Raw genomic sequence first — 22,182 nt, forward strand, 5'->3', positions numbered from 1 at the left:
CGGTGGGTGCAGTGTCAACGCCCGTTCACTCGACGATGTTCAGCGCTCCGGAGGGGCAGAGCTGCACGGCTTTTCGCGCGTTGTCCTGCTCGGCTGGGGGCACATCCTCGACCAGCAGCACCACGATCCCGTCGTCGTCCTGGTCGAAGACCGCCTCGCTGTTCATCACACAGACCCCGGCGCCGATGCAGACGTCGCGGTCGGCGCGCACCCTCACCAGGCCACCTGCAGCGACTGCAGCCCGTAGATGAAGTGGAAGGACCGGAAGGCCACGTCGTCGAAGGATTCGTCGAGGCGCAGGGTCGGAAAGCGTTGCAACAGAGCCGGAAACGCGATCTTCATCTCCATCCGGGCCAGCGGTGCGCCCAGGCAGTGATGGACACCGTGGCCGAACGCCAGATGTCCCATGGCGCCGCGGCGGACGTCGAATACCTCCGGGTTGTCGATGAAGCTCGGGTCGCGGTTGCCCGACGGTAGTGAGACGACCACCAGCTGGTGCGCGGGAATCTGCACCCCGGCGATCTCCACGTCGTTGGTGGTGATGCGGGGGATGCCCGAATGCACGATCGACAGCCAGCGCAGCAGCTCCTCCACCGCCGGGCCCACGGCATCGGGGTCGTTGCGCACCAGGGCCAGCTGATCCGGGTGCTGCAGCAACGCCAGGGTGCCGAGGCCGAGCATGTTGGAGGTGGTCTCGTGACCGGCCACCAGTAGCAGGCTGCAGATGCCCACCAGCTCGTCGTCGGTGAGCTCGGATCCATGCTCGCGCACCAGCATTCCGAGCATATCGTCACCGGGTGAGCGACGTGCGCCGGCCACCAGCGCCTGCATGTAGGCACGCCCGGCGCGCTGCAGCTCGAAGCGTTCCTCGATCGGGATCGACAGGTCGAGCTGGCGGCTGGTGCGGTGCTGGAAATCGTCGCGGTCGTCATACGGCACGCCCAGCAACTCGCAGATCACCAGTGACGGGATGGGCAATGCGAAGTCGGTGACGAGATCACTTGGTGGACCGGCCTTTTCCATGGCGTCCAGATGCTGGGTCACGATCTCGGTGATCCGTGGCTCCAGGCGCTTCATCCGGCGGCCGGTGAACTCGCCGGTGAGCATGCGGCGCAACCGGGTGTGCCTGGGTGGGTCCAGGCCCAGCAGGTTGCCGGACTGGGCGGCGCGTTGTTCTTCCTCGGACACCTCGGGTGCCCCGGGTACGACGAACCCTGGCGGGCGCTCATTGGAGAACCGCTCCGGATCGGAGAGCACCGTCTTGATGTCGTCGTGGCGGGTCACCAGGTACACCGGCATGCCGAAAGCGTTGATGACGGTGCGCACCCCCTCGGTCTCGCGGATCTCGCCGAGGGTGGGGATGGGGTCGAAGTCGACACGCTGCATGTGCAGCGGAGGTGAGGCAGGTGCCTGGGTCATGGTGTCGACGGTACCAGCCCCCCACCCAGCCGTCGAAAATGGCGTCCGGCTCGTTTTCGGGCTGCTCGGAGCGGCCGACCAGAAAGTCGAAATCGCACCCCCGGTCGGCCTGCAGGACACGGTCGACGTACATGGCCGCGTAGCCACGACGCTGTCGATGGCGCGGGGGTGGCGCCTGGCGGGTGGCCAGTTCGTCGTCGGGAACCAGTAGGTCCAGCGTGCCGGCGTGGGCGTTCAGCGCGATGATGTCGCCGTCGCGGACCAGGCCCCCTACGGCACGTGTGTTCTGCACGTCAGCCCCGAGTCGGCCGCGGGCGGTCCGCTGGCTCGTTGTGCAGGTCGTCGGGCGTGATGATCACTCGGTCGAGGATGTGTTCACGCAAGTTCGGTGCGTAGGTGAACAGGTCCTCGAGCACCAGGTCGGCCCACTTCTCCTTTTCCGCGGCCCAGGTGGTGCCGGTGAGCTCGGATGGCAGCTGCTGGATGCCCAGGGTCATCGTGTGCAGACCCTTGGGCGCCAGCGTGTCGTCGGTGACCGACTGGGTGACGGCCTCGATGACGAACGTGCTGGGGAACGTGCCGCGTCGCTGCGCCTCGTAGGCCTCCTCGAATGCCTCTCGGCTGGGGCCGAGCAGCTGGTGGCCGTGGTGCTGGGGTCCCTCGGTGGCGTCGGTGAACGGAAGGTACTGCGGCAGTTCATCGATCAACAGGTGGATCCGGGCCATCGAACCGCGGGTGTCGATGTTCTCGACGTCGCGGACCAGCTTCGGCGCCAGCACCCCCGGTTCCAGCAACTGCAGCAGGGATCGTTTGGGATCGGCGTTGGAGAACACCTGCTTCGCGGTGATCACCGAGCCGTCCCGCAACCGCACCCCGGTGGCGACCCCACGCTCGACGAGCACCCGGTCCACCGGGGCCGAGGTGCGGATGGTGGCCCCGTGTGCCCGGGCCGAGGCCGCCAGTGCCTCGCTGATGGCACCCATGCCGCCGCGGGCCATCCCGAATTGGCCGAAGTTGCCGTTGAACTCGCCCCAGGAATGGTGGCCGTAGGTGTAGGCGGTACCGGGGGTGGAGGGACCGCCGAAGATCGACACCATGCCGAAGAACGTCAGCATGCTCTTGAGCCGCTCGTCCTCGAAATACCGGTCCAGCAGATCACGCACCGAGAGCAGGGTGAACTCGTCGAACAGCGTCTGCTCGCCGACGGCTTCGAAGGCGGCGAACACCTCGGACCGTTCCGGTGGCGGTTTCAGCAGGTACGGCGTGACCAGCCCGGCGAAGCGTTGCAGCCGGATGCCGAAGTCGAGGAACGCCTGCGCATCCTTCTTGCTGAGCTTCTCGAGTTCCCGCAGCGTCCGGTCGGTCTCCTTCCACATGGTGAAGGAGGTGCCGTCGCGGAACAGGCTGAACGACAGTGCGTCACCCTGGTAGAGCTCCAGGCCGTACTTGGCCAGCTCCAGTTCGGTGATGATCTCGGGACGCAGCAGGCCGGCGATGAAGGCGCACGACGACCACTTCGAGCCGGGGATGAGCTCCTCGGTGACGCAGGCGCCGCCCACGAGGTCGCGCGCCTCGAGCACCAGCACCGACTTGCCTGCGCGGGCCAGGTAGTTGGCGGTGACGAGGCCGTTATGGCCGGCGCCGATGATGACGGCGTCGTAGTCAGTGGGCATCGGAACTCCTGAGTGGGGAATGACGGGTGAAGATGGTGCTGACGCTGCCCGGTTCCACGAGCTCGTCGAAGCGGGCGACGACGGGTTTGAGCTCGGGTGCGTTGTCGCGCACCTGCTCCCAGTCGGGCCAGGAGGTCACCGTCATCACCTCGACGACCACGCCGTCGTCGGAGAGATAGACGTCGAACCCCAGCACCTCGTCGAAGCCCAGGCACACGGGGCGATCGAGTTCAGCGGAGAACTGCTCGAAGTCGGCGACCGGAACACCCGGCCGCAGACGGAACGTGTTGATGGCGCTGACCGTCATGTCAGGCGGTCGCATGGTTGATCATCACGTGCTTGATCTCGGTGTAGGCCTCGAGTGCGTACACCGACATGTCCTTGCCGTGGCCGGACTGCTTGAAGCCGCCGTGTGGCATCTCCGGCGTCACCGGAGCGTGGTCGTTGACCCACACCGTGCCGAATTGGAGTGCACCGGAGGTGACCATGGCGCGGCCCACGTCGCGGGTGAACACCGAAGCAGCCAAGCCATATTCGGTGTCGTTCGCCCAGGCGAGCACGTCGTCGTTGTCACTGAACCGGGTCACCGACGTCACCGGGCCGAACAGGGTTGTCAACGATCGACCGGTCGGCAACGGCGCCATAGCCCGATAGCTCGCTGGGAGGCAGCCACGACCGGCACCGATGGTCATGTGCGGCCGCCGTGCCGGGCATTCGTTTGACAATGAGGCTGTCGCCAGCAGCAGCGATGTACATCTGCACCCCGGCGGGCTGGCACAAACACAGCGGGCGTGATCTCGCTGCTTTGGCATCCCGGAGAATCTGTTGTCCCTCAAGGCAATGCACATCGTCTACCACGTGTTCCCCGACCTGAAACGGGGTCGCCACGACTGTCATGAGGTCTTCTTCTCCCGCTAGTGTTTGTACCGCTACATGGATAGCTGCGCGAGTGCTGGAGCCGTGACTTCGGAGATGCGGTCGGGCCGGAAGCCGCTCCAGTGCTCATCGCCGGCCACCACGACGGGGGCTTGCAGGTAGCCCAGGGCCATCACGTAGTCGCGGGCCTCGGCATCGACGCTGATGTCGATTTTCGCGTAGGTGATGCCCGCTTTGTCGAGCGCCTTGAACGTCGCGGTGCACTGCACGCAGTTGGGCTTGGTGTACACGGTGATCCTGCTCATCGTCGCTCTCCTACTCACCTACAAACTCCCACTGAACTTTCCTTGGCCCCAACGCAATCGACCGGATGGTCCCTGCACGGGCCAAGCTCCTCAGATGCCGATATATCCCTGTGCGCGAGTCCTGTGAGGAACGCGGACGACTCACCAGATGCCAGGTTCGATGACACTCGACCACCCGCATCGCCGTAGGCCGGCGAGGTGCGTGACACACCAGCTCGCAGCCCACATCGAGACGGTGGGTCTGCCACGGCAGAACGCTGGCCAGCTCGGCGCTAGTCATCGGTGCTTCGGCGGCCCGCAACACCGCGACCAGCTGCTCACGAACAGCGATGGTGTCGGCCGTAGTCACGTTGCTGCCCAACCGTAGTCGCCAAGGTCGAAAAGACGCTCTTGCATCGACAGCACACGGTTTGACCACAAGTGCACCGCGGCGCTATCCCGGTGCTCCCCCACTGGCGTGCACGCCCAGCTGTGTACAGGACTGTGCGCCACCGTGTCGCGATCGGCGCGGATCACGACGGCAGCTTTCGCCTTCGACACGGCTCGAAGTACCTGCGTCGGGTCGACGCGCGCGTGATGGATGAGACTGGCGCCCTGAGCACCGAAGACCTCGGTTCGCAGGTCGAGGTAGATGCACACTCCGGGTTGGCGCGCTACCGAGTCGATCAGCTCCACAGGAGCGGCCGATTCCAGGCTCACCCTCTTGATTCGGGTGGCGACCTCGGTCATCTGAGCAATGGCAGTATCGCGGCCCGCCGCCGTCTTGCGGTGCGCTGCGGTGTTCTGCCACTGCGGACGCATTCGCGCAGCACCAGTTTGACTATGATTGAGCCGGACCCATACTCGTCGGGCAACCTCCACCTCGTTGGTGGCACGAGGGAGTCGGGAACCGCTAATCGCAGAGGTGAACTCCACCCGCGAGTGCGGAGTCAACGAACATGCCCGCGCAAGGTCGTCGGGCCGATCGCGTAGGACCCTCCAGAACGTGACCAGCTCGGAATCCACATCATTGACCGTCTCTAGCGGGCTGCACGGCTTGTGAAGCAGAACTTCCAGCGTCCCCGAGAGTGGTTGAACGTAGTGGTTGTGCGGAGGTAACAGGCAGGCAATCTGCCGTTCGGTCTGCTCAGCGCGAGAACGCCGTTCGGCTATCGGTGAGCGAGCGTGGGAGGTGGAACTCATTGGCACACCGCTCCTTCATCGTCGGCCCGCGCTCTGTGCGATCGTGCGGACCCGGACTCTTTGAGCTTTCGCGCATCGATAGCTTGACGTTGAGGGATTAGCAGCGCCAGACCGCGAGCGATACTGCCGTCCTTTGTGGTGAGGGCGCTGATTTCGCGTAGCCACTGCCCCAAGCTGGGACGGTCGTAGGGAGTCAGGGAGGCCAAGGTCATCACCATCGCCATCAGGTCGTACCGATCCGCACCCTGCATTGCTCGCCACAGATCGTCGGTGCTGGACTCGCCGTGGATATCCGCAACGACCGTCAGGGCCTTGTTGTAGAGCTGCCGGCATTCGGCCAGGCGGGCATCACTTTGGGAGTACACCAGCGGAATATCGCCTACACCGAGGAGGTGTCGCAGATGGGCTGCTACAGAGGACTTTTCCAGTAGTAGTCCTGCTCGTACGACAGCACGGTCAGGCCACAGATCGTGCCCGTCGTGGCCACGGTGATGCGGTTGCCACCCATCTCGGCTGAACTCGTCGCGGTGCTTCTCAAGCACCGCTGAGAGCCGGTACTGGCTCACGCCATAGAAGTCCGCGACCTCACCGAGGCGACGGGGCTGCTGCTCACCGGGGCCGAGCAGCTCGTCAAGGACGTCCACGACGCGACTGAGCTGGTTACGGACCTTGCGGTCGCGCCGTTGCTGGGCTACCCGACGCTGCTCGTCGCGGTCACGGTCGGTGCGCCACTGTTGCCAGCAGCCCTGCTCATCGCCCTCACCTGGATGCACCGGACACTCCTTGTCGCCGGGCATACCGTGCGGCCTTGCGGCTGACCAGCGCCGACCACGACACCGGCCGCAACCCGTCAAAACCCTTGGCGTTGTCGTGCCATGGCCGCGCAGCCAGTCGTGCGGGAGACTCGAACACCCAGTGATACTTGGGCTGGCCGGGGTTAAACGGAGTCGTCCCCCACGGGGCGCAGCACCCTTGGGCCCGATGGACGTCGACAAGTACGGTTGCGCCAAGCCAGCCTTGCTGGTCGCAATGAAAGGCCATCTCTCGCATACCCAGCTGCACACCGAGTTCGATACCAGCCTGGTCGGTGCGGGTACCACCGTAAATCAGTACCGGACCGCGATAGTCGGTGGAATCTGTCCGATTCTCGACGTTCTTCCCGCCGATCTGACTCGATACCAGCAGCATTGACGCCCAGGGCCTGCGCACAGTCAAACCCATCGCCAACCCGTATTCTGCGCACGGGTCGGGCGTATGCAGAACGTCATGAAGCACGCGCCGGACGCACCCGAAATCCTCTGGTGCACAGTCGCAGTGCGCTGCGGTGAGAGCGCGATGGGCTTGTGCAAGTTCGTCAACGCTTCCTGCGAGGCGCACCGCATACTCGACCACTGCCGCCGCACGATGAGCAGTCGAGCCACTGGCACAGGACGCGGGGGACGCAACGTCGGCAGCTAGCCGGCGTGGAGTACCACACATGTCGGGACCGGCGGCATTCACGTCGGTGACCCGAGTGTGCCGTAGACCCCGACCGTGGACGCGTAGCCGGGGAAGGTCGCTGGGAAGAGTGCGGATGGTCATGATCGCGCCACCGCCCTGCTCTGGTGGGCCTGCTGGTGCTCCACGAGCAGTCGGTTCAGTTCGTCGGTCCCTCCGTCGCTGTGCACTTGAGGCAGCAGCCGCGCGAGCCGGGACGAGGTGGTGGAATCAGCCGTGGCAGCGCACGGGTACCGGACTTCCTCGGCGTCGTAGGGGCCAACCGCGGTAAACCCTCGCGCATCGACACCAGTGATACGCCATCCGTAGTCATCGGTGAGTGTGGTCGCCGCCCAGTACGCGCGACGCACCGATGCCGGCGGTTGCACGGCCCCGTGATGAGGCAGGTACCACGGGCATCGAGCATCGTCGGCATGCGCGCGCCCAGCGGGCATGCCCAGGCGCAGCAGGGCGGCGATGGTGCGGGCGGTGTCGTCGCGTCCGTGCGAAACGTCGTGCTGCTGCGCGCATTGGTGGAGCAGGCGGCAGGCGTGCAGCGGCAGCAGCGGCTCACCGGGCTGGCCCGGTACCCGCCGTTTCGCGGACGGTGTGTGGTCAATCGGATCGGCAGCCACGGGCAACTCCACCCCCGACGGGGTGCGAAGCCGCAACCACCCACCGCAGTCGAGTCCGAAGCTTAGGACTGACCAACCGTGATTGACCATCCGTGACATAGCCCAGTAAGCACGCCCGGTGGTGTTCAGTTCTGCGCCGAGATAGATGTCGGTAACGGTCATGATGTCCTGCCGTCCTGCGGGGGCTGGGGTTTGCGGCCGGGCGACTCGTTCGGGGTGCCCGTCCTCGGCGCCGGAGATTGCTTCGCCGATGGACGCGGCTGCGTCGCGGTGTGATCATTCGGCGGTGTGGGGGGACGGTTGGTGGGTGCAGCACCAGCGCGCCCCGGCGCGGCCGAAGAATCTGTGCTCGACTTCGGGGTGCTGCGGGCAGCAGGTCCGTTGTCACGGCTTTTGTTGGCTTGTTGGCGTTCGATCACCTTCGACGCGACCACGGCTCCAGCGACCACAGGGGCGGCCGGTCCGGCCGCTGCGGCGGCCGCCGCGCCGGCTCCCGCAGCAGCGCCGCCTGCCGCGCCTGTGCTGGCCGCAGCACTACCGGTGCCAGTGGCTGCTCCGCGCGCCGCGGTACCGGCAGCGGCCGACCCGCCTGCGGGTGCGCCCGCAGCGGGTGCGGGGACTGCGGTGGGTGTGGTTGCCGATGGCGGCGGTGTGCTCGGTGATGATCCGCTCGCAGACGGGATGCCACCGGGATTGGGATGTGCTTTGCGGCCCTTGGCTGCGGGAGCGCGCGTTCCCTCATCGCCGGGTTTACCTGAACTTGGCAGACCCACCCCGTCGGCGTTGATGTCGCGGCGCATGGAGCGGCCCATGTCGCGCATCGCGGGGTAGAAGCTCATGGGGCCGGCCCCGACAGCAGCGGTCTTGCGCAGCACCGACATCGGCCCCGGCAGTCCCCGATCGCCGAAGCCTCGCATCAGCGCCCTGAACCCGAAGACCGCGCCGCCGGCGAACAACAACATGAGCAGCAGGATCGCGATGGGGTGCTGGACTTCAAATCCTTCGAGCTTTCCGCTCGATACTCGCGACATCAGCACCAGGACAATGCCGAAAGCCGCAGTGGCGAATAGCATTTCCAGGCCGTGGACAATCAGTTTGATGGCGGTGCGTTTGGCGAACTCGCGCTGCGGTCCTGGTGCGACCGCTACCGCGGCGGCGGGCACCAGCACCAGCACATTCCAGAACGCCTTGAATCCGATCCGAATGACTTCGCAGCCGATGTAGCACAGCAGCATCAGCACCACCAGCACGACGCAGTTGATGAAGAACATCAGCCCGATCGTCTCGCCGCTGAGGAAATGGGCGTGGGCGTAGGCATCGTTTGCGCCGCACGCCCGCATGGCCTGAACTGGACCGTCGTGGGCCCCTGCCGGTGCGAGTGCCTGGGTCGCGGGAGTCAGGACGGTCGAGGCATTGAGTGCGGCGTTCCAGGCTTGTGCGCACCCGTCAATGTTGTCGATCACGCTGCCGAAGTTGGCAATCTGAATGGGGTGGCGAATCAGGGTGGTGGCCATCCATTGCGAGAGCACTTCGACCTGGCCTTCGGCGTTACCCGAGGGGTCGAAGCTGCCATTGTTCGCGATACCCAGCGATAGCTCGAATCCGATGGCTCGTCCGGTGGCGAGCAGGCCATTGTCACCGAGTTCCTTCACCGGATCATTGAGGAAAAACCCGATCAGCAAGATCACCAGGAATCCGCTGCACATCACCCCGGCGCCGCGCCCAAACCCCTTAGTCAAGGCGATGATGCCGCCGACGAAGACACAGATGATCAGTGCCAGCGGAATGATCTGAAACTCACCGACGAGGTTGTTGATGGCGACCAGCACGGGCGCGGCCAGTGCGGCCAGCCAGCCCAACCACGCCGAGCCCAGTGCGATCTTGATGAACCAGATCCCGACCGCACCCACCATGACCAGGAATCCGCAGAACCATCCGAGGATAACGGCCAGTTGGCTGTAGGTCATGGCGATTTCGAAGCGGTCGGTCAGTGCGGGAATCCAGGAGCCCGGATCGATAATGCTGACGTCGCTGCCTTGGGTGCGGATGGCGTCGAGCATCGACACTGTGCTGATGAAATAGGTGCCCACCGGCTGGCCGTAGGTGTCCACGATGGGGCTGGGCCAGTTGAGCGCTCCAGCGAACCCGGCCGCCACCGCGTGCGGGGCGGTCAGCAGGGCCATCATCCAGCCTCCCCAGAGGAGCTGAGTGACCAGCCACACTCGCCGCAGACGAGGGTGCTCATACAGCCATGCGCAGTAGGCGGACATCACCGCATCAGCTCCAGCGCCTCGTCTTCCAAGCCGCGGGTATCAAAGGCGTGCCGCAGCTGAGGCTGGACTGGCTGCAGAATGTCGATCAGACCGGTGCTGCCAGCATCGTCAATCATGTAGGCGTAACCGTGTCCCTCGGCGGTACGCAGGTTCAAGACCTCGGGGTACTCCTCGGGATCAATCCCGATGCGCTTGAACTCTTCGGTCGCTTCTTCTCGCGCAGACGCTTTGAACGGTGTAATGACGCGGGTCGGTAGGTCTTTGGTGGGAATCCCGTCGAAATACTCGACATGCTGTGCAATACCGATCAGACCGTATCGCTGCTTGCGTCCCTGGGTGATCAACTCGGTGGCATCTTCGCGGCCGACCGGCGACGCGAAGTACGCCCGGGCTTCTTCGGCCACGAACCACCCGAACTTGCCAGGCCGACGATTGGGTCCGGTGTAGCTCTCCCGTGTCAGCCCAGCGATCATCCCGTAGATGGCCAAACCGGCACGTGCACGCGCTGTTTGACGCTTGTAGAGGTGTAGATCTTCGGTCTGCGAGGTCGTCGGCAACTCCAAGTCACCGGTCAGCCAGATCACCGCATCCTTCTCGGCGATCGGAGGTATCGGCAGCGACTCATCGAACATCGCCCGCAGATAGTCGATGTTGGCCCACATATCCAGCCGCGCAGCGAGTTCCGCGTACTCCTTGTAGGCGCTTCCCTGCAAGCTGTTCAGGTAGCGCACAAGAGCGCCCATGCTTTCGGCGACCCGCTGATCGGGGCGCAGCAGAAAGCGGAGCTGGCGGGCGATCTCGGCATCGGGCTCGACACCCATCATTGGAAGAAGGTGATCAAGGGTGCGCTCCACGGCGATCTCACGGCGAAAAATGCGCAACCCGTCGACCGAGACTTGACCACGCGTGGGATCAAGTACAGCTACCCGATCCCCCAGATGTGCCAGCGCACGCACCCACTCGGGATTAGAGCCGGGATCAAGGATGCTGCACTGATTGCCGCGGGCAATCAGTCCGTTCACCACCCGTTTCGCGCCTTGAGATTTGCCACCTCCAGGCGGGCCGTAGAACAGCATTCCGGGTACCTGACGCCGACGGCTCGCGCCTTCCGGCTCGATCAGGACAGGGGTCGGCCGTCGGGTGGACAGATTGCGGGCGAACAGAATTCCGGTACCGTGACCGAGCTTGCTGGACACGAGCGGCGAAAATCGCGCCCAGTCGGTGGTAGTCGCCGGTTGGCTGAATTGACTGCGCGGGCTGCGCTCTTCACTGCCTGCCAGCCCGGTCTGCCACAGCCCAATTTGGGCACTGCCGCGACGGCGACTCAGCGTCATGTCGAGGTCTTCTGCGAAGTGCGTTTGCAGTAGCTGGCAGGCCCCGTCGAGTTCGGCCCGCGAGCGCGCCCCGACGGCGATCACCGTCGTGGACTCCACTTCCCGCTCCAACTTCGACGCCCGCAGCTTGGCGTTGTATTCCTCGGCCGAGGAGTAGCGCTCAATGAGGTCACTGTCGCTGGACCGGCGACCTGCCCGTTGGAACGCCTGATCATCGAGGTTGCGCTGAGCGCGGTCGATCCGTGTGAGCGCCTGCTCAGCCGGGCGGGTGGAAATGTGCTGAATCCAGTCGATGTCGGCAGGTGTGTCCACGTCGTAGACGGCAAGCAGGTATTCCGCACGTGGATAGGCCAGCCCGCCGCGTGGAATCTGAGCTACGGCCAGCATGCTTTGAAAGCTGTCCAGGCGCTGGGCACCGCTAATCACCAGCACAGCAGCCAGCGACGGCACCACACGCCGCCACCAGCGGCGGTCCTTCTTGCGGGACTCCTGGTCACCACAGTCGAACTGCGCCGGCACCACGGGCGCAAAGTCGGCTTCGGTGAGCCGATCAGGACCGCCAGCACCGTGCGGGAAAGGATCGTTGACCGCACCCATGGCCAGGCGCCGCCGATACCACCAGTGGATCTGGCGCGGGGTGGCCGGACGCGCGTTGAACTCGGCAGGAATCTTCGACAGTATCGAGGCCGACATCTCCTGGTACCCGGCAAGTGATCGCGGGTCGTCGGGGTCGCGGCCGGCGACGACGGTGGCCGCCTTGGCTAGGCCGCCCACTCCGGATCGTCCAGCGGCTCCCGAGTCCACCGGCACGCGTATCCCGAACACCTGCTCGTAGAACGGCTCGATGGTCAAGAAGTCCTCCCAGTCTCGGACTTCCTGCACCCACGCAGGCTCATTGGTGTAGCCCGAGAGCATCCACCGCAGCAGCCGCCGGTGGTCCAGGCGCACGCAGCAGCCCCACAGCAGCAACCCCGAGGGAAGTTGACGCACTAAAGGTCGGTGACGCATCGCAATCGCGTCCTTGAGCGCGTAGGGCATCATTCCGCCGGGCTGTCCGTCCACGATGAACTCTGCGTAGACACCTCCGGAGGTGAAACTGAGATTGCCGATCACCTCCTTGGGCGGCGACAGCGCCGCCTCGCCCTCACCGTTGATCCCGGCTTTGCGCTGGGTGTGCAACAGTCCGCCGAGCAGCCAGCCGATTCGGTAGAGCGGGCTGGGTCGAGATACCGGGATCTGGCGGGCAGCGACGGTCAGTGCTGCTGTCAGCGCGAGGCCGAACAGTGCGATGGCAATGGCGTGTCCGGAGTCAAGCCACTTGCGGGTCGCCCAGACCGTGGAGGTGATACCGATCAGGAAGGTCGCGCCGTCCCAGATCCGCCACGGCGCGAACCACAATCGCGTGTTGTCATCGATGTGGGAGACATAGATGGGAAAGTCGCGCACATCGGCGTACACGCGTGCTGTCTGACCGCGAAAGCTGTTCTCACCCACTGCATAACCTCCAACTACATCTCGTCAACACCAGCTCGGTTTCGGGCGCTCTCGACGCCTTGGCGGGGCGCTAGCCGAATTGCCCGGTGGTGATGCCCCCACCGTGCTTGTCCACGGTGGTCTTCAGTGAGACGGCCAGGCCGACCGCGCCGAGGATGATGGCTGCGACTGCGACCCCGCCGAGAACCTTCCCCATTGCGGCGCCGAACCCGCGCACGAGCGCGAATGCGCCCGCAACACCTCCAACGAAGATGGCGATGATCGCGAGCGGGATCTGAGCCGATTCCCATAGCGAGGGGATGGCGGTCAGCAGATCCCCTGCGGCCAAGGTTGTTTGAGTCATTGCGGTTCCCTTTCCCTTGTGGCACGGCCGCTGGTTGGACGTGCCGGTCAGTTCGGTGTGGCAGAGCTCCAGTCGGTGGACACCGCCGCCGGAACGAGACGGTCATCGGTCGACACCGCCGGCGCTTTGTCGATTGCTGCGACCAGCCAGCGCCCACCAACCCCGCGAAGCGTCAAGGGGTAGACCAATGGCGAGGGAGCGAACTGAGAGTTCACTGCGGTCACGCGGACCAAGACACGAGCCAGCTCACCGTCGGCGGGCACCGACGAGGGAACGCCGAGCGCGGTAACGCCCTGTATGGAAAGGGTTTCGTACGCATTGCCCAATCCGGCGATCATCGAGTCCGTGGTGACGTACTGCTCCACACCGCCGGCAGGGGTCAGATAAGCCTTCAAGAAACCCGTCGCTGTGCTGTAGGCGGGGTCGGCCTCACTCAACGTGCTCGGGTAGCTCAGCGGCAGATCTGCTCCCGCGCCCGGTCCGCCGATGCGCGCCGGAAAACTCGCGGCACGGGGACCGAAGCGCGACCACAGCACGGGGACCCGGTACAAGGCTCGGTGTGGTGCGGCGGACTCATACGGGCGCTGGGTCACCCCGACGACCACGGAATACACCTCGGCGTCGGCTTCCTGACCTGCAAGGCCCTCCAGTGACACGGCCACGATCGTGGGCGTGTTGATGACGACTGCCGGAGTGGAAGGCAGCGTCAAGGACGCGGGATCGGCGCTGATGAATTGACTCAGGCTGGCCGCATCCTGAGTGTTTGCCTCCAGCCAGACCGCGACGAAATCCTGGGCGAACGCACCGACCACCGCAGAGCGGTTCACCACCGCCCGTGATGGCTCGGTGAGGTCAGGGGCTGTGGCAAAAAGAAGCTGCCACAGCACGTTCAGCCCCGCCAGGGCCGCCAGAATCAACACTGCGGGTTTCCCGAATTTCGTCAGCACACCCTGCGTGCGGCTGATCCGTTGCTGCCAGATGCGGCTCATTGCCATGGTCGTGTGTCCTCGGCGCTATACCGGCTTGTGGCCGATGATCTTCAAGCTTTTGATGGCGAATGCGGCGTCGACCGGATCGCTGTTCTGTTGCCCACCGCCGAGCACCCCCGGCAGTTGCGGAAGCTCCAGGCCCAGCGGTCCGTTCGGCTTGGTCGGTGCCGTGCTGGCACCACCTGCGGGCTGCGCTGGCGGCCGGGAGGTCTCCCGGATCAACATGCGGATCTTGGATGCCAGCACCCGCTTAATCGGCTGCACCGCTTCACCGTGGACGTTCTTGGTTTCCTGGGTCACCAGCGTGGCATCGGTGTCGTTGAACGTGTACTGCACCGTGGTAACCACCCGGTACTGCGACCACGGCTTCGACCCGCTCGCATCGGTTCCCACCCAGCCAAACTCACCCGAAATCGCCGTGATCAAGTGCGTACCTGGAAGCTCGATGTCGATGACCTGGCCATCACCGCCGCCGCGCACACACACGAACGCCGCGTGGGGATCAGTGCCGGCCATCGTCTGTGCCGACGTCGACCCCTCTGCGCACGAGCCCAGGGCATCGGCGGTGAACGAAATCGGACGGTCCAGCGTAGGAGCGGGGGCGGGCGCCGGCGCCGCCGAGCGCGTCGGAGGCAAAGCCATCGCGTCGGCCCCGTTCGGAGCGCCGGTGGGCTTCGGCTCATCCGAGCCGTACACAGCGACCGCCCCGACGATCGCCACCAACACGGCCACCAGCCCGACAGCACCGAACCCCGCAGCTACCTTGCCGTCAAACCTGCGTGCCCGGCGCGGTTCCGCCGCGTCCGTCTGGCCACCACCAACAGGTCCGGTGAGGGCTTGTCCCTCAACCGGGTAATCGTCGTAGTCCGCTACACCCTCGTCGGGATCAGCGTAGTCATCCTCAGGGTCGCGGCAATCCCCGAATCCGCGCTCGCCAGAATCATGGTCAGCGTGGTCGTCGGCCGGATCACGGTCGTCCTCGTCCAGGTCGGTGTAACCCGTTTGGGCCTCTGCGGGAAGGGTGAAGGTCGGAGCCTGAGGGAATCCGAAGCCGTCGTCGTCCTCGGCGGCCAAGTCGTCGGACCACTGGTCATTAGTAAGGGTCATTACCGTCCCCGATCGCCATGCTGCAAAGTCGATGCACTGCGTGAACTGAGCTGACGGCGCTGGCCTCTACGGCTGACGCGCGGCCCGGGTCGCTGGGCCCGGTCAGGCTCAGGAACCTGGTAGACCAACGCGGCCGGCCACAGTGCAGATCCGCCCACCGACGAGAAACCACCACCGGCAGTGTTTACCGATGAATCACTCCAGCGCGTGGCCGCGAACCGATCCGTACGGCGGCATAGACGGCGCACCACAAGCGCCAACAGCACCACAAAAAGCAAGCTCAGAAGGCCAATCGCAGCGAGCGCGACCAGAAACGCCGCGATGGGGTAGACCATCGCACCGCCCATCGCTACGCTGTCCGTCATGACCATCATGCTGACAGATTACGCAATAGAAGGCAACACGTAAACACATGGTGTTCACATCGAGTGTTGACCGATACGACGAACTACGCCGCGAATGGATTGCCGAGCACGCGGGCATCTTCTCCATGCAGATACGCCGCGCAGAGCTGCTTAATCGAAGAATTCGCCGACGTGCCCGCGACGTCGCTGGCGCCCGACCAAGCCCCTACAACGACCACCCCAGTCACCCACTGCTCACTCGCGGCGTCAAGACCGTCGAGGGTGTGCTGGAGGTCGTCATCGTCATCGCCGCGGCCGTGTTAGCTCCCCTTGGCTGGCCGCTGGGCAAGCTGATTTATCACCGTAGCGAAGCGCTCATCCCTGACCGGCTTCGCTCCTTCCCCATCCCCGCATTCCTCTGGGCATCAGTGGCACTGGGGGTGCTTTTGGTTCTGCTGTACCGCCCCTCGGACACACTGACTAGTACAGTCCTTGCGCCCTGGCTGCTCGCACAACTTCCAGCAGCAGCGCTCACAGCCGGAATCTACGGAATTCTCAATGGCTGGTTGGCAATCGACGGTTCAACCGACTGGTGGCCACTCTCCCCCACGGCACCGACAGTGACCCTCTCTCTGCCGCTGCTGCCCGATGATATGACCGCACCATCGCCGTTCCGCACCATCGAGCCAGCCGATCCGATTGACCGCACACCCTTAGGCGCCGGTGCCGTGCGTCCGATGCCACGCTCAGCCAAACTCATCGTCATCGGCCTCGTCGTCAACGCAGCCGGAATCCTCTGGACCCTCGCAGCGGTAGGAGTAGGAATCAAAACTGTTGCAGAACAGGCTTTCACGCCCAGTAGCACCATCGGATCGAGCTACTGATCCGAATGCGGTGTATCACCGACGAGCGGGGACGCTACCCCTCGCCCACGACCACATCGGTCGATTCGCTCGCACTGGTGCAGTCCTGAAGGTGTTGGGCCGCCGCACGCAAGCGACGCACCATCTCCCACACCGTGAACGCCACCCCGATACCCCCCACAGCCCACGCGAGCGCCGTCATAATCCCGCCTTCGTGCCGCCCATCACCGACAGGGCAGCCGCGGGCCCTCGATCTCCCATTTCGCGCATGAGCCGCACAAGATGAAGCTGGGCGTCGATGCCGGTCCGAACCCTAGTCTCGGTGAGATAAACGCTTGGTACACCGAAGAATTCAGCAACGATGCTCAGCTGTGCATCGAGTGCATCGCCCCTATAGCCCAATCGCAACTGCTCTACGACTGCCGCACTGACCGCAGAACCACCACGGGCGGACATGGCCGCGGCGGCGGCCGCCGAATTCAGCGGCGGCTCCGTGCGCGTATGCATGACGTCGAAAAGCAGGTTGATCCGACGTGCAAGCTCCGGGTCACGCCGCACTGTCGCGATCCAGCCACGCACGCCGCACCAAGCGGCGAAGCCTCCCCTGCTCCACGGCCTCAGCGCTCCCACCCCGGCCGTGAGCTCTGGCCAGGATAGCCTGAGTCGTCTGATCGTAAAATTGTAAAAAGACTGACCAGTCTGGTATTTCGACGCAGGTTCCCACCCCGCCGCGGATCAGCAGCCGCGCATGTTCGCGGGTCGGTGGAAGAAGCTCCTGCCAGCGCAAAGTGGCACCGAGATCGTTGTTGAGGTTCTTACCACCGTCGTTCTGCCCGAACCCTTGCGGACGTCGGTTGGTCAGTCCCGACCAGTGCTCGGCCGCCGTGAGAAGTTCCTCCTCCCGAGCGCCGAACATAATCACCGAGGCTGGAAAAATATCGCGCAACTCATTCGCATACACCGCCCCATACACGGTGTCGAGCTGCGAGGATGCCTGGACGGCCACCATCAGATTAATGCCAAGCCCACGACCTTCCCCCACGATGCGTCGCAGGTTAGGAATCGGTGCCGTATTGGGAAGTTCGTCAATGACCATCAGCAGCCGATGCATCGTTTCCCTGGTCGACGTCTTCTCGCGCCACCGACGCACCAACGAATCCAACAGAGTCACCGCAGAACCCGCCACAGTGCCATCAGCCGGCGCCAAGATGAAGAGGGTCGCCTGTGGGTCATCAAGAAAATCCGGTGTGAACGGCTCAAACCCTTCACGATCGAGTAGCGAGGTGCGCAGCCAAGGAGTGATCGCTTTGCGCATTGTGATGGCCACCGAGTCACGTTGACGCGGGTCCATTTCCATGATCCGTGCCATACCCATGGCCAAGGTCGGGTACTGGTGGCACAACGCGGCGGCCTGTACCCACCCAGGCTGGGTGCTGTTCTCGGGGTCGATGTTGTCGACTGCCGTTAGAACCCAGTCCATGCCCTTGCCGTTGCCCTCCGGCGACGCCGCGAAGAGAAACGCCGCCAGCGGGCCGGCGGCCTGCGATTCCCATACCCCGCCGTCAGATACCTGATCAGCCCCCGAGCCCAACCCGACCGTCGACATCTGCATGATGGTTTCGGCCACTGTCAGGGCTTCATAGGGACTGTCAATCGTGACAGTCGGGTCATAGACATTGGGAACCACGCCTTCTGGATAGACCGGCGATTTCAGTGGCCGCAGGTCCAGCAACGCCTTTGGTCCCCATCGGCGTTCCATGACGTATTGCATGAGATCGTCCTTGGACGAGACGACCACTGCTGGGCCTCCCCACAATGTGGCGGCCGGCGCCAGCAGACGCCGACTTTTGCCCGTCTCGGTCGGTGCGGACACCAGCACATGTGCTGCGCTGCTCGGCACGAACATCTCGTTGCCACCGGCACGGCGTCCGAAGCCGCAGTATGGCGTGGATGGCTTGACGTACATAGTGTTTCGCCCCTTCGCTTAGATGCGCGCAGTACCGGCCAGGGTGCCAGGAGACTCGTCTAACGCCACGCGTAGCGCCATCACGAGACAGTCGCGCTGCCGCTGACTCAACCCGGTCAGCCGGGCTACCGAACGCGCCATAAGCGGGTGGACGGCGATGCACAGCAGCGCGGCGCGCGCCCACCCCGGCTGCACAGTGTCCTCGGGATCGGCGTTGTCGATCGCCGCACGCACCCACGGCTCGCCTTCGCCGCAGCCCAATGGACCCGCGGCGAACAGAATCACGGCCAGGGGCACAACCGCATGGACCTCCCAGACGGTGGCCCCCGACTGCTTACCTAGGCCATCCTTGCCGAGCTTGAGTAGACCGTGAGCAAGGTCGAGTGCGGCATCCATGCTGGACAGAGACGCGACCGCTTCACCCAACGACATGACCATACAGTGGCACAATAAGTCATAGTTAGTCAACGCGAAGACGTAAAGTAAACAGCACTGTGCATTGTTCGTCGTCTACGTGCTGACGCCTTCTGGGGTCAGCGCCGATGCGAGCGCCCGGGCCATATCGTCATCAGTGACATCGAAGGCGGAACGGTCGTCCGTAGCGAGCTGTCTCAGGCCCGCAGAACCCAGCGTGTGCAACCTGCGGGCGCGTTCCCGTTTGCACGCGAGCACCACCTTGCGGGCGTAGCGACCGTTACCCGCGGCATCGAGCGCTGTGCCCTCTTTTGTAGCGATGGCGCGAAGACGGTCAGTTTCTCCCCGTAACAGTTCCCACGCGCTTTCGGCGACGGTGATCTTTTCCTGCTTGGCGATCACCTGGCCAATAGCGACGATCTCCTCGGCGTTGTAACTGTCGAATGTCAACGTGAAATGGAACCGGCTCGCGAGGCCCGGATTGGTTGCCATGAAACGGCGCATCTCCGTTGGATAGCCCGCCACGATGACCACAAGACGGTCGCGGTAGTCCTCCATGTACTTGAGCAAGGTGTTGATAGCGTCCTTGCCGAACGAGTGCCCATCTGTCTCGGGCGCGAGCCGGTAAGCCTCATCAATAAACAGAACACCGCCCAAGGCCTTCTCGCAGATCTCTCTCATCTTCTCCGCGGTCTGCGACACATAGCCGACCACGACATCTTCCTCAGTGACTTCCAGGGGCGTCGGCCGATCGACTTTGCCTAGACCAAAGAGGATTTCGGCGACGATCCGGGCGTAACTCGTCTTCGCGGTCCCCGGTGGACCCTCAAACACCATGTGGTTCTCGTTGGCGGTCCCGACCTCCTCGCCTTGTTCTGCCAGCAGAAGATCAATCTCGATTTCCGTGCGCCACACGGCGATCTGTTCCTTCGGCCCCTCAAGACCGATGAACGCAGCCAGCCGCTCTTCTGCGCGTGCCAGCACTTCCTGTCGTGTGGCGTCACGGTCTGCTTGATCACGGGCAGCGCGGCTGGTGCCGGTGTCCGGGTCCCACTTATCGGTGCGGGAAGCGATCGTTTCCGGATCGGTGACTTCTAACCCGAACGTGCGATCGTTGAGGGCGATGTGCGCACGCTCGAAATCCGGCCACTGCACGCGGATTCCGGTCAACACGGACTCGGATTCTTCGTCCTCGCCTTGGTGGCGAAGCACTAAAGCACGACAGAACAGCGCATCACGTGTCAATACATCGTTGACGCGTGCTCCCCGCGCAGCCAGACCATCGGTGGGGGTCGGCTTGCCGTCAATGACCCGCTGTGCGGCCTGTAAAGCAGGCTGCATCAATCCCAGACTGGCTGCTGCCCAAGCCTCCAGCAGGCTTGCCGCCCGCGCCAGATACACGTCTCGTGGGTTTTGAGTGCACACCCCTACTGCCGTCAACACGTCGGGCCAACGCTGAGTCTTGGTCGCCAGACATGCACGCACGTATCCGGTTTCGGGATGATCTGCCGGCAAACGAGCGAGTATGTCGCTCGCCTGCTGGAACTGATCCGACGCAATCAGCGCGGATGCATAGGCCAGGTGCGCGGTGATTTGATCAGCGATCGGAAAGCGCGCGTACTCGATGTCGAAGGACGCGCCCAAATTAGCGGGGCCAAGCTGGAGCCTGCCTAAACCCTCGCCTAGTCGCTCGGCATTCTCCGAGAGCTTGGATAGCACCGCCACCGTGCGTTCTCCGGTGGCGTAGCGACCCAACCATCCATCCGCCAGCGCCGGATCGTCTTGGGTCGCAAGAACGAAGACTTGCGCTGCGCGTTCGGGTGCCGACCCCATCACCTTCATTGCCGCGCGAAGAGCGTCCAACGACCGCTGGCTGATCATGCACGCACCACCAGGTGCGAGAGGAACTGCGCCTCATTGCGCGGCCGCATGATGCTGAGACGGACTCCTTGCACACTTGGTGTACCGAGCACGAGTTCGTCGCCGGAGTGCTGCACTAACGTCACATCTGCGCTCGGTTCGGCCACATCGCTGAGCGTGATCAGGGTGTGTCCACGCTCGCCAGCGGTCAGACCATGACCCGTGCCGTCAGCGACGATGATGTTCGGGGAGCGCACAGGCTCGCGATCGTTGGCGATGCTGATGCGATGAGAGTTGTCAAGCAGCGGCTGCCATACCTGTGGGCGCTCAGTGTGAATCAGAATGACCGATCCGGCCGCGCTGGCCCTCAACAGCACCGGAATCACCGTGTCCAGAGATGCACACAGCGAAATAGTGCTGGCGCGCAGCGGGTCGGTCAGCGGCATCAGGAACGGCACACCGGTCACCGTCATCCCGAGCATAGGCCCACTGGGCCCCACCGGCACTTTCAGCTCGGCTGGGTCGGTCAGACGCCGCGGTGACATCTCAAAACGCAGAGCCCTATCGCCAAGCGGCAAACTCGCCAGCAGCGAGTCGAAGCATTGCCCGACGACGGGACGCAACGTCAGCAGGGGTGGATGCGGCAGCGGCGCAGAGGTATGAAACCGCACCACCGCGCCCGCGGCGACCACACCGGCCCGATCGGCTGTCAGGCGGATCGCAGTCACCGTGGCATCAGAGCGCACGGTCCACACATCGTTGAGCACACGTGTCGTGAGGTCCTTGCCCGCGATCCGATAGGTCGTGACGTACTCCGACACCGTGTCCAGATAACTCCAACCCTCACGAATCCGGTTCAGCTCGGCGCCGGCGAGCAGGGCTTCTGTGGCCTGATCCATCTGGTCGGCAGTGCAGGTGATTGCCCGGCAACCGGCGCGCAACACCGACTGGCGCACCCGCTCGGTGGCCGCCGCCGCGGCGGCCGCCGCGTCACCGCGATACACCATTGCCGCCAGACATGCTTGCGGGCACAGGCGCAGCACCAGCCAGCTACGCCGCTCCCCGACCGCGGCGCGATCGGCGATGATTTCCTCATATTTCGGGGTGTAACGGCCATCAGGGGCCACCCGAGCGCCCGCCGACACGATGTCGGCCGAATGCAGCTCCAGGCCGGCGAACTGATGAAGCTGATCGATAACAGCTTGGACAGGAACCAGACTGGTTGTTTCCGCACCCGCAGGCACCAGGACCGTCGGCGCAAACGGCTTGCCGTGCAGGGCAATCATGGTGATTGCATACTGCCCGTCCCACCGCATCCCGACCGCGCCCGCCCCGGGCATGTCGACGGTGAACGCCGCAGGGATTCCCGCCCGCCGCTTGTGTGCCTTCCCGCTGCGTCGGAAGTAGTGAAAGCGCGCGGCGCGGACCAGCCACCCCCACGCGGTGGCACCGTTGTAGCTGAGCGTGACCAACAACAGCGCAGCTATCACGATCAGCACCGCAGCCCACCACACCACCGGGGTGATCGCGACGAGAACAGCCAGCGCGATGATCTCGGCAATAACCACCAGTGACAGTCGAAAATCCAAGCGCCACCGTCGAATTTGCTCGTTCAAACCGGCCTTGGGG

At 64.3% G+C, this 22,182-nt stretch carries 24 protein-coding genes and 2 pseudogenes; 2 read left to right on the forward strand and 24 right to left on the reverse strand.

Annotated elements, in window-relative coordinates:
- Nucleotides 1-25 precede the first annotated feature (25 nt).
- From ACNUDN_RS31690 to ACNUDN_RS31740, 11 genes and pseudogenes are all read right to left on the reverse strand, one after another.
- Entirely contained in the window at nucleotides 26-217 is a 192-nt protein-coding gene (locus tag ACNUDN_RS31690) for a ferredoxin (RefSeq protein ID WP_065143237.1), read from the reverse strand.
- Complete coding sequence (locus ACNUDN_RS31695) at nucleotides 214-1,419, reverse strand: cytochrome P450 (protein ID WP_065143238.1); 1,206 nt, start codon at nucleotides 1,417-1,419, stop codon at nucleotides 214-216. The genes ACNUDN_RS31690 and ACNUDN_RS31695 overlap by 4 nt, the downstream gene beginning before the upstream one ends.
- Nucleotides 1,420-1,573: 154 nt before the next feature.
- Nucleotides 1,574-1,711 (reverse strand): annotated as a pseudogene (locus ACNUDN_RS31700) (hypothetical protein); the annotation flags it as partial.
- A gap of 1 nt (nucleotide 1,712) precedes the next feature.
- Nucleotides 1,713-3,092: a phytoene desaturase family protein gene (locus ACNUDN_RS31705; protein WP_419125688.1), complete on the reverse strand. Its 1,380-nt coding sequence runs from the start codon at nucleotides 3,090-3,092 to the stop codon at nucleotides 1,713-1,715.
- A complete protein-coding gene (locus ACNUDN_RS31710) occupies nucleotides 3,082-3,414 on the reverse strand; it encodes a RedY/HapK family protein (protein ID WP_165703297.1) in 333 nt (110 codons plus the stop codon). Before ACNUDN_RS31710 ends, ACNUDN_RS31705 begins: the two co-directional genes overlap by 11 nt.
- Nucleotides 3,401-3,700 (reverse strand): annotated as a pseudogene (locus tag ACNUDN_RS31715) (aldehyde dehydrogenase family protein); the annotation flags it as partial. The gene ACNUDN_RS31710 and the pseudogene ACNUDN_RS31715, both read right to left, overlap by 14 nt.
- Nucleotides 3,663-3,989, reverse strand: a complete 327-nt coding sequence (locus ACNUDN_RS31720; RefSeq protein WP_419125689.1) for a DUF1173 family protein — start codon at nucleotides 3,987-3,989, stop codon at nucleotides 3,663-3,665. The gene ACNUDN_RS31720 and the pseudogene ACNUDN_RS31715, both read right to left, overlap by 38 nt.
- Nucleotides 3,990-4,021: 32 nt before the next feature.
- Nucleotides 4,022-4,273: a glutaredoxin-like protein NrdH gene (gene nrdH, locus ACNUDN_RS31725; protein WP_419125690.1), complete on the reverse strand. Its 252-nt coding sequence runs from the start codon at nucleotides 4,271-4,273 to the stop codon at nucleotides 4,022-4,024.
- 345 nt (nucleotides 4,274-4,618) lie between these two features.
- Nucleotides 4,619-5,002 (reverse strand): hypothetical protein, encoded by a 384-nt coding sequence (locus ACNUDN_RS31730; RefSeq protein WP_419125691.1) that lies wholly within the window; start codon nucleotides 5,000-5,002, stop codon nucleotides 4,619-4,621.
- A gap of 449 nt (nucleotides 5,003-5,451) precedes the next feature.
- Nucleotides 5,452-6,228: a hypothetical protein gene (locus tag ACNUDN_RS31735; protein ID WP_419125692.1), complete on the reverse strand. Its 777-nt coding sequence runs from the start codon at nucleotides 6,226-6,228 to the stop codon at nucleotides 5,452-5,454.
- Nucleotides 6,215-6,367: a hypothetical protein gene (locus ACNUDN_RS31740; RefSeq protein WP_419125693.1), complete on the reverse strand. Its 153-nt coding sequence runs from the start codon at nucleotides 6,365-6,367 to the stop codon at nucleotides 6,215-6,217. Before ACNUDN_RS31740 ends, ACNUDN_RS31735 begins: the two co-directional genes overlap by 14 nt.
- A gap of 69 nt (nucleotides 6,368-6,436) precedes the next feature.
- Here ACNUDN_RS31740 and ACNUDN_RS31745 point away from each other — a divergent pair, with 69 nt between their 5' ends.
- Entirely contained in the window at nucleotides 6,437-6,646 is a 210-nt protein-coding gene (locus ACNUDN_RS31745; protein WP_419125694.1) for a hypothetical protein, read from the forward strand.
- Between the two features lie 386 nt (nucleotides 6,647-7,032).
- Here ACNUDN_RS31745 and ACNUDN_RS31750 read toward each other — a convergent pair whose 3' ends face one another.
- The 7 genes from ACNUDN_RS31750 to ACNUDN_RS31780 form a co-directional block, all read right to left on the reverse strand.
- The gene (locus ACNUDN_RS31750; protein ID WP_419125695.1) at nucleotides 7,033-7,728 is read right to left on the reverse strand and encodes a hypothetical protein; all 696 of its coding nucleotides are present in this window, start codon (nucleotides 7,726-7,728) and stop codon (nucleotides 7,033-7,035) included.
- Entirely contained in the window at nucleotides 7,725-9,752 is a 2,028-nt protein-coding gene (locus ACNUDN_RS31755) for a hypothetical protein (RefSeq protein ID WP_419125696.1), read from the reverse strand. Before ACNUDN_RS31755 ends, ACNUDN_RS31750 begins: the two co-directional genes overlap by 4 nt.
- Before the next feature lie 83 nt (nucleotides 9,753-9,835).
- Nucleotides 9,836-12,667, reverse strand: coding sequence for an ATP-binding protein (locus ACNUDN_RS31760; RefSeq protein WP_419125697.1), 2,832 nt, complete (start codon nucleotides 12,665-12,667; stop codon nucleotides 9,836-9,838).
- A 70-nt stretch (nucleotides 12,668-12,737) separates the two neighbouring features.
- Nucleotides 12,738-13,010, reverse strand: a complete 273-nt coding sequence (locus ACNUDN_RS31765; protein ID WP_260758438.1) for a hypothetical protein — start codon at nucleotides 13,008-13,010, stop codon at nucleotides 12,738-12,740.
- Nucleotides 13,011-13,057: 47 nt separating this feature from the next.
- Nucleotides 13,058-14,005: a hypothetical protein gene (locus tag ACNUDN_RS31770; RefSeq protein ID WP_419125698.1), complete on the reverse strand. Its 948-nt coding sequence runs from the start codon at nucleotides 14,003-14,005 to the stop codon at nucleotides 13,058-13,060.
- 18 nt (nucleotides 14,006-14,023) lie between these two features.
- Complete coding sequence (locus ACNUDN_RS31775) at nucleotides 14,024-15,106, reverse strand: hypothetical protein (protein WP_419125699.1); 1,083 nt, start codon at nucleotides 15,104-15,106, stop codon at nucleotides 14,024-14,026.
- Nucleotides 15,106-15,480, reverse strand: coding sequence for a hypothetical protein (locus tag ACNUDN_RS31780; RefSeq protein ID WP_419125700.1), 375 nt, complete (start codon nucleotides 15,478-15,480; stop codon nucleotides 15,106-15,108). Before ACNUDN_RS31780 ends, ACNUDN_RS31775 begins: the two co-directional genes overlap by 1 nt.
- A gap of 38 nt (nucleotides 15,481-15,518) precedes the next feature.
- Between ACNUDN_RS31780 and ACNUDN_RS31785 the strand changes: the two genes are divergently transcribed.
- Nucleotides 15,519-16,334 carry a hypothetical protein gene (locus ACNUDN_RS31785; RefSeq protein WP_431961528.1) on the forward strand — a complete coding sequence of 272 codons (816 nt, stop codon included), beginning with the start codon at nucleotides 15,519-15,521 and terminating at the stop codon, nucleotides 16,332-16,334.
- A 34-nt stretch (nucleotides 16,335-16,368) separates the two neighbouring features.
- On the opposite strand, the gene ACNUDN_RS31790 is transcribed toward ACNUDN_RS31785, so the two are convergent.
- From ACNUDN_RS31790 to eccE, 6 genes are all read right to left on the reverse strand, one after another.
- The gene (locus tag ACNUDN_RS31790) at nucleotides 16,369-16,515 is read right to left on the reverse strand and encodes a hypothetical protein (protein WP_419125702.1); all 147 of its coding nucleotides are present in this window, start codon (nucleotides 16,513-16,515) and stop codon (nucleotides 16,369-16,371) included.
- Entirely contained in the window at nucleotides 16,512-16,892 is a 381-nt protein-coding gene (locus ACNUDN_RS31795) for a hypothetical protein (protein ID WP_419125703.1), read from the reverse strand. Before ACNUDN_RS31795 ends, ACNUDN_RS31790 begins: the two co-directional genes overlap by 4 nt.
- Nucleotides 16,861-18,279, reverse strand: a complete 1,419-nt coding sequence (locus ACNUDN_RS31800) for a type IV secretory system conjugative DNA transfer family protein (protein ID WP_419125704.1) — start codon at nucleotides 18,277-18,279, stop codon at nucleotides 16,861-16,863. Before ACNUDN_RS31800 ends, ACNUDN_RS31795 begins: the two co-directional genes overlap by 32 nt.
- 18 nt (nucleotides 18,280-18,297) lie before the next feature.
- Nucleotides 18,298-18,711 carry a type IV secretion system protein VirD4 gene (locus tag ACNUDN_RS31805; RefSeq protein WP_419125705.1) on the reverse strand — a complete coding sequence of 138 codons (414 nt, stop codon included), beginning with the start codon at nucleotides 18,709-18,711 and terminating at the stop codon, nucleotides 18,298-18,300.
- A 78-nt stretch (nucleotides 18,712-18,789) separates the two neighbouring features.
- Complete coding sequence (locus ACNUDN_RS31810) at nucleotides 18,790-20,574, reverse strand: AAA family ATPase (RefSeq protein WP_419125706.1); 1,785 nt, start codon at nucleotides 20,572-20,574, stop codon at nucleotides 18,790-18,792.
- Nucleotides 20,571-22,142 (reverse strand): type VII secretion protein EccE, encoded by a 1,572-nt coding sequence (gene eccE / locus ACNUDN_RS31815; protein WP_419125707.1) that lies wholly within the window; start codon nucleotides 22,140-22,142, stop codon nucleotides 20,571-20,573. The genes ACNUDN_RS31810 and eccE overlap by 4 nt, the downstream gene beginning before the upstream one ends.
- Nucleotides 22,143-22,182: the final 40 nt, after the last annotated feature.

It is taken from the genome of Mycobacterium sp. smrl_JER01 (assembly GCF_048513595.2).
GTDB lineage: Bacteria > Actinomycetota > Actinomycetes > Mycobacteriales > Mycobacteriaceae > Mycobacterium.

Bases quoted from the DNA above. Each gene is read 5' to 3' on its own strand.
- ACNUDN_RS31695 (WP_065143238.1), bottom strand. From the start codon at position 1,419: ATGACCCAGGCACCTGCCTCACCTCCGCTGCACATGCAGCGTGTCGAC.
- ACNUDN_RS31705 (WP_419125688.1), bottom strand. From the start codon at position 3,092: ATGCCCACTGACTACGACGCCGTCATCATCGGCGCCGGCCATAACGGC.
- ACNUDN_RS31710 (WP_165703297.1), bottom strand. From the start codon at position 3,414: ATGCGACCGCCTGACATGACGGTCAGCGCCATCAACACGTTCCGTCTG.
- ACNUDN_RS31720 (WP_419125689.1), bottom strand. From the start codon at position 3,989: ATGACAGTCGTGGCGACCCCGTTTCAGGTCGGGGAACACGTGGTAGAC.
- nrdH (WP_419125690.1), bottom strand. From the start codon at position 4,273: ATGAGCAGGATCACCGTGTACACCAAGCCCAACTGCGTGCAGTGCACC.
- ACNUDN_RS31730 (WP_419125691.1), bottom strand. From the start codon at position 5,002: ATGACCGAGGTCGCCACCCGAATCAAGAGGGTGAGCCTGGAATCGGCC.
- ACNUDN_RS31745 (WP_419125694.1), top strand. From the start codon at position 6,437: ATGGACGTCGACAAGTACGGTTGCGCCAAGCCAGCCTTGCTGGTCGCA.
- ACNUDN_RS31750 (WP_419125695.1), bottom strand. From the start codon at position 7,728: ATGACCGTTACCGACATCTATCTCGGCGCAGAACTGAACACCACCGGG.
- ACNUDN_RS31755 (WP_419125696.1), bottom strand. From the start codon at position 9,752: ATGATGGCCCTGCTGACCGCCCCGCACGCGGTGGCGGCCGGGTTCGCT.
- ACNUDN_RS31765 (WP_260758438.1), bottom strand. From the start codon at position 13,010: ATGACTCAAACAACCTTGGCCGCAGGGGATCTGCTGACCGCCATCCCC.
- ACNUDN_RS31770 (WP_419125698.1), bottom strand. From the start codon at position 14,005: ATGGCAATGAGCCGCATCTGGCAGCAACGGATCAGCCGCACGCAGGGT.
- ACNUDN_RS31775 (WP_419125699.1), bottom strand. From the start codon at position 15,106: ATGACCCTTACTAATGACCAGTGGTCCGACGACTTGGCCGCCGAGGAC.
- ACNUDN_RS31780 (WP_419125700.1), bottom strand. From the start codon at position 15,480: ATGATGGTCATGACGGACAGCGTAGCGATGGGCGGTGCGATGGTCTAC.
- ACNUDN_RS31785 (WP_431961528.1), top strand. From the start codon at position 15,519: ATGGTGTTCACATCGAGTGTTGACCGATACGACGAACTACGCCGCGAA.
- ACNUDN_RS31790 (WP_419125702.1), bottom strand. From the start codon at position 16,515: ATGACGGCGCTCGCGTGGGCTGTGGGGGGTATCGGGGTGGCGTTCACG.
- ACNUDN_RS31800 (WP_419125704.1), bottom strand. From the start codon at position 18,279: ATGTACGTCAAGCCATCCACGCCATACTGCGGCTTCGGACGCCGTGCC.
- ACNUDN_RS31805 (WP_419125705.1), bottom strand. From the start codon at position 18,711: ATGTCGTTGGGTGAAGCGGTCGCGTCTCTGTCCAGCATGGATGCCGCA.
- ACNUDN_RS31810 (WP_419125706.1), bottom strand. From the start codon at position 20,574: ATGATCAGCCAGCGGTCGTTGGACGCTCTTCGCGCGGCAATGAAGGTG.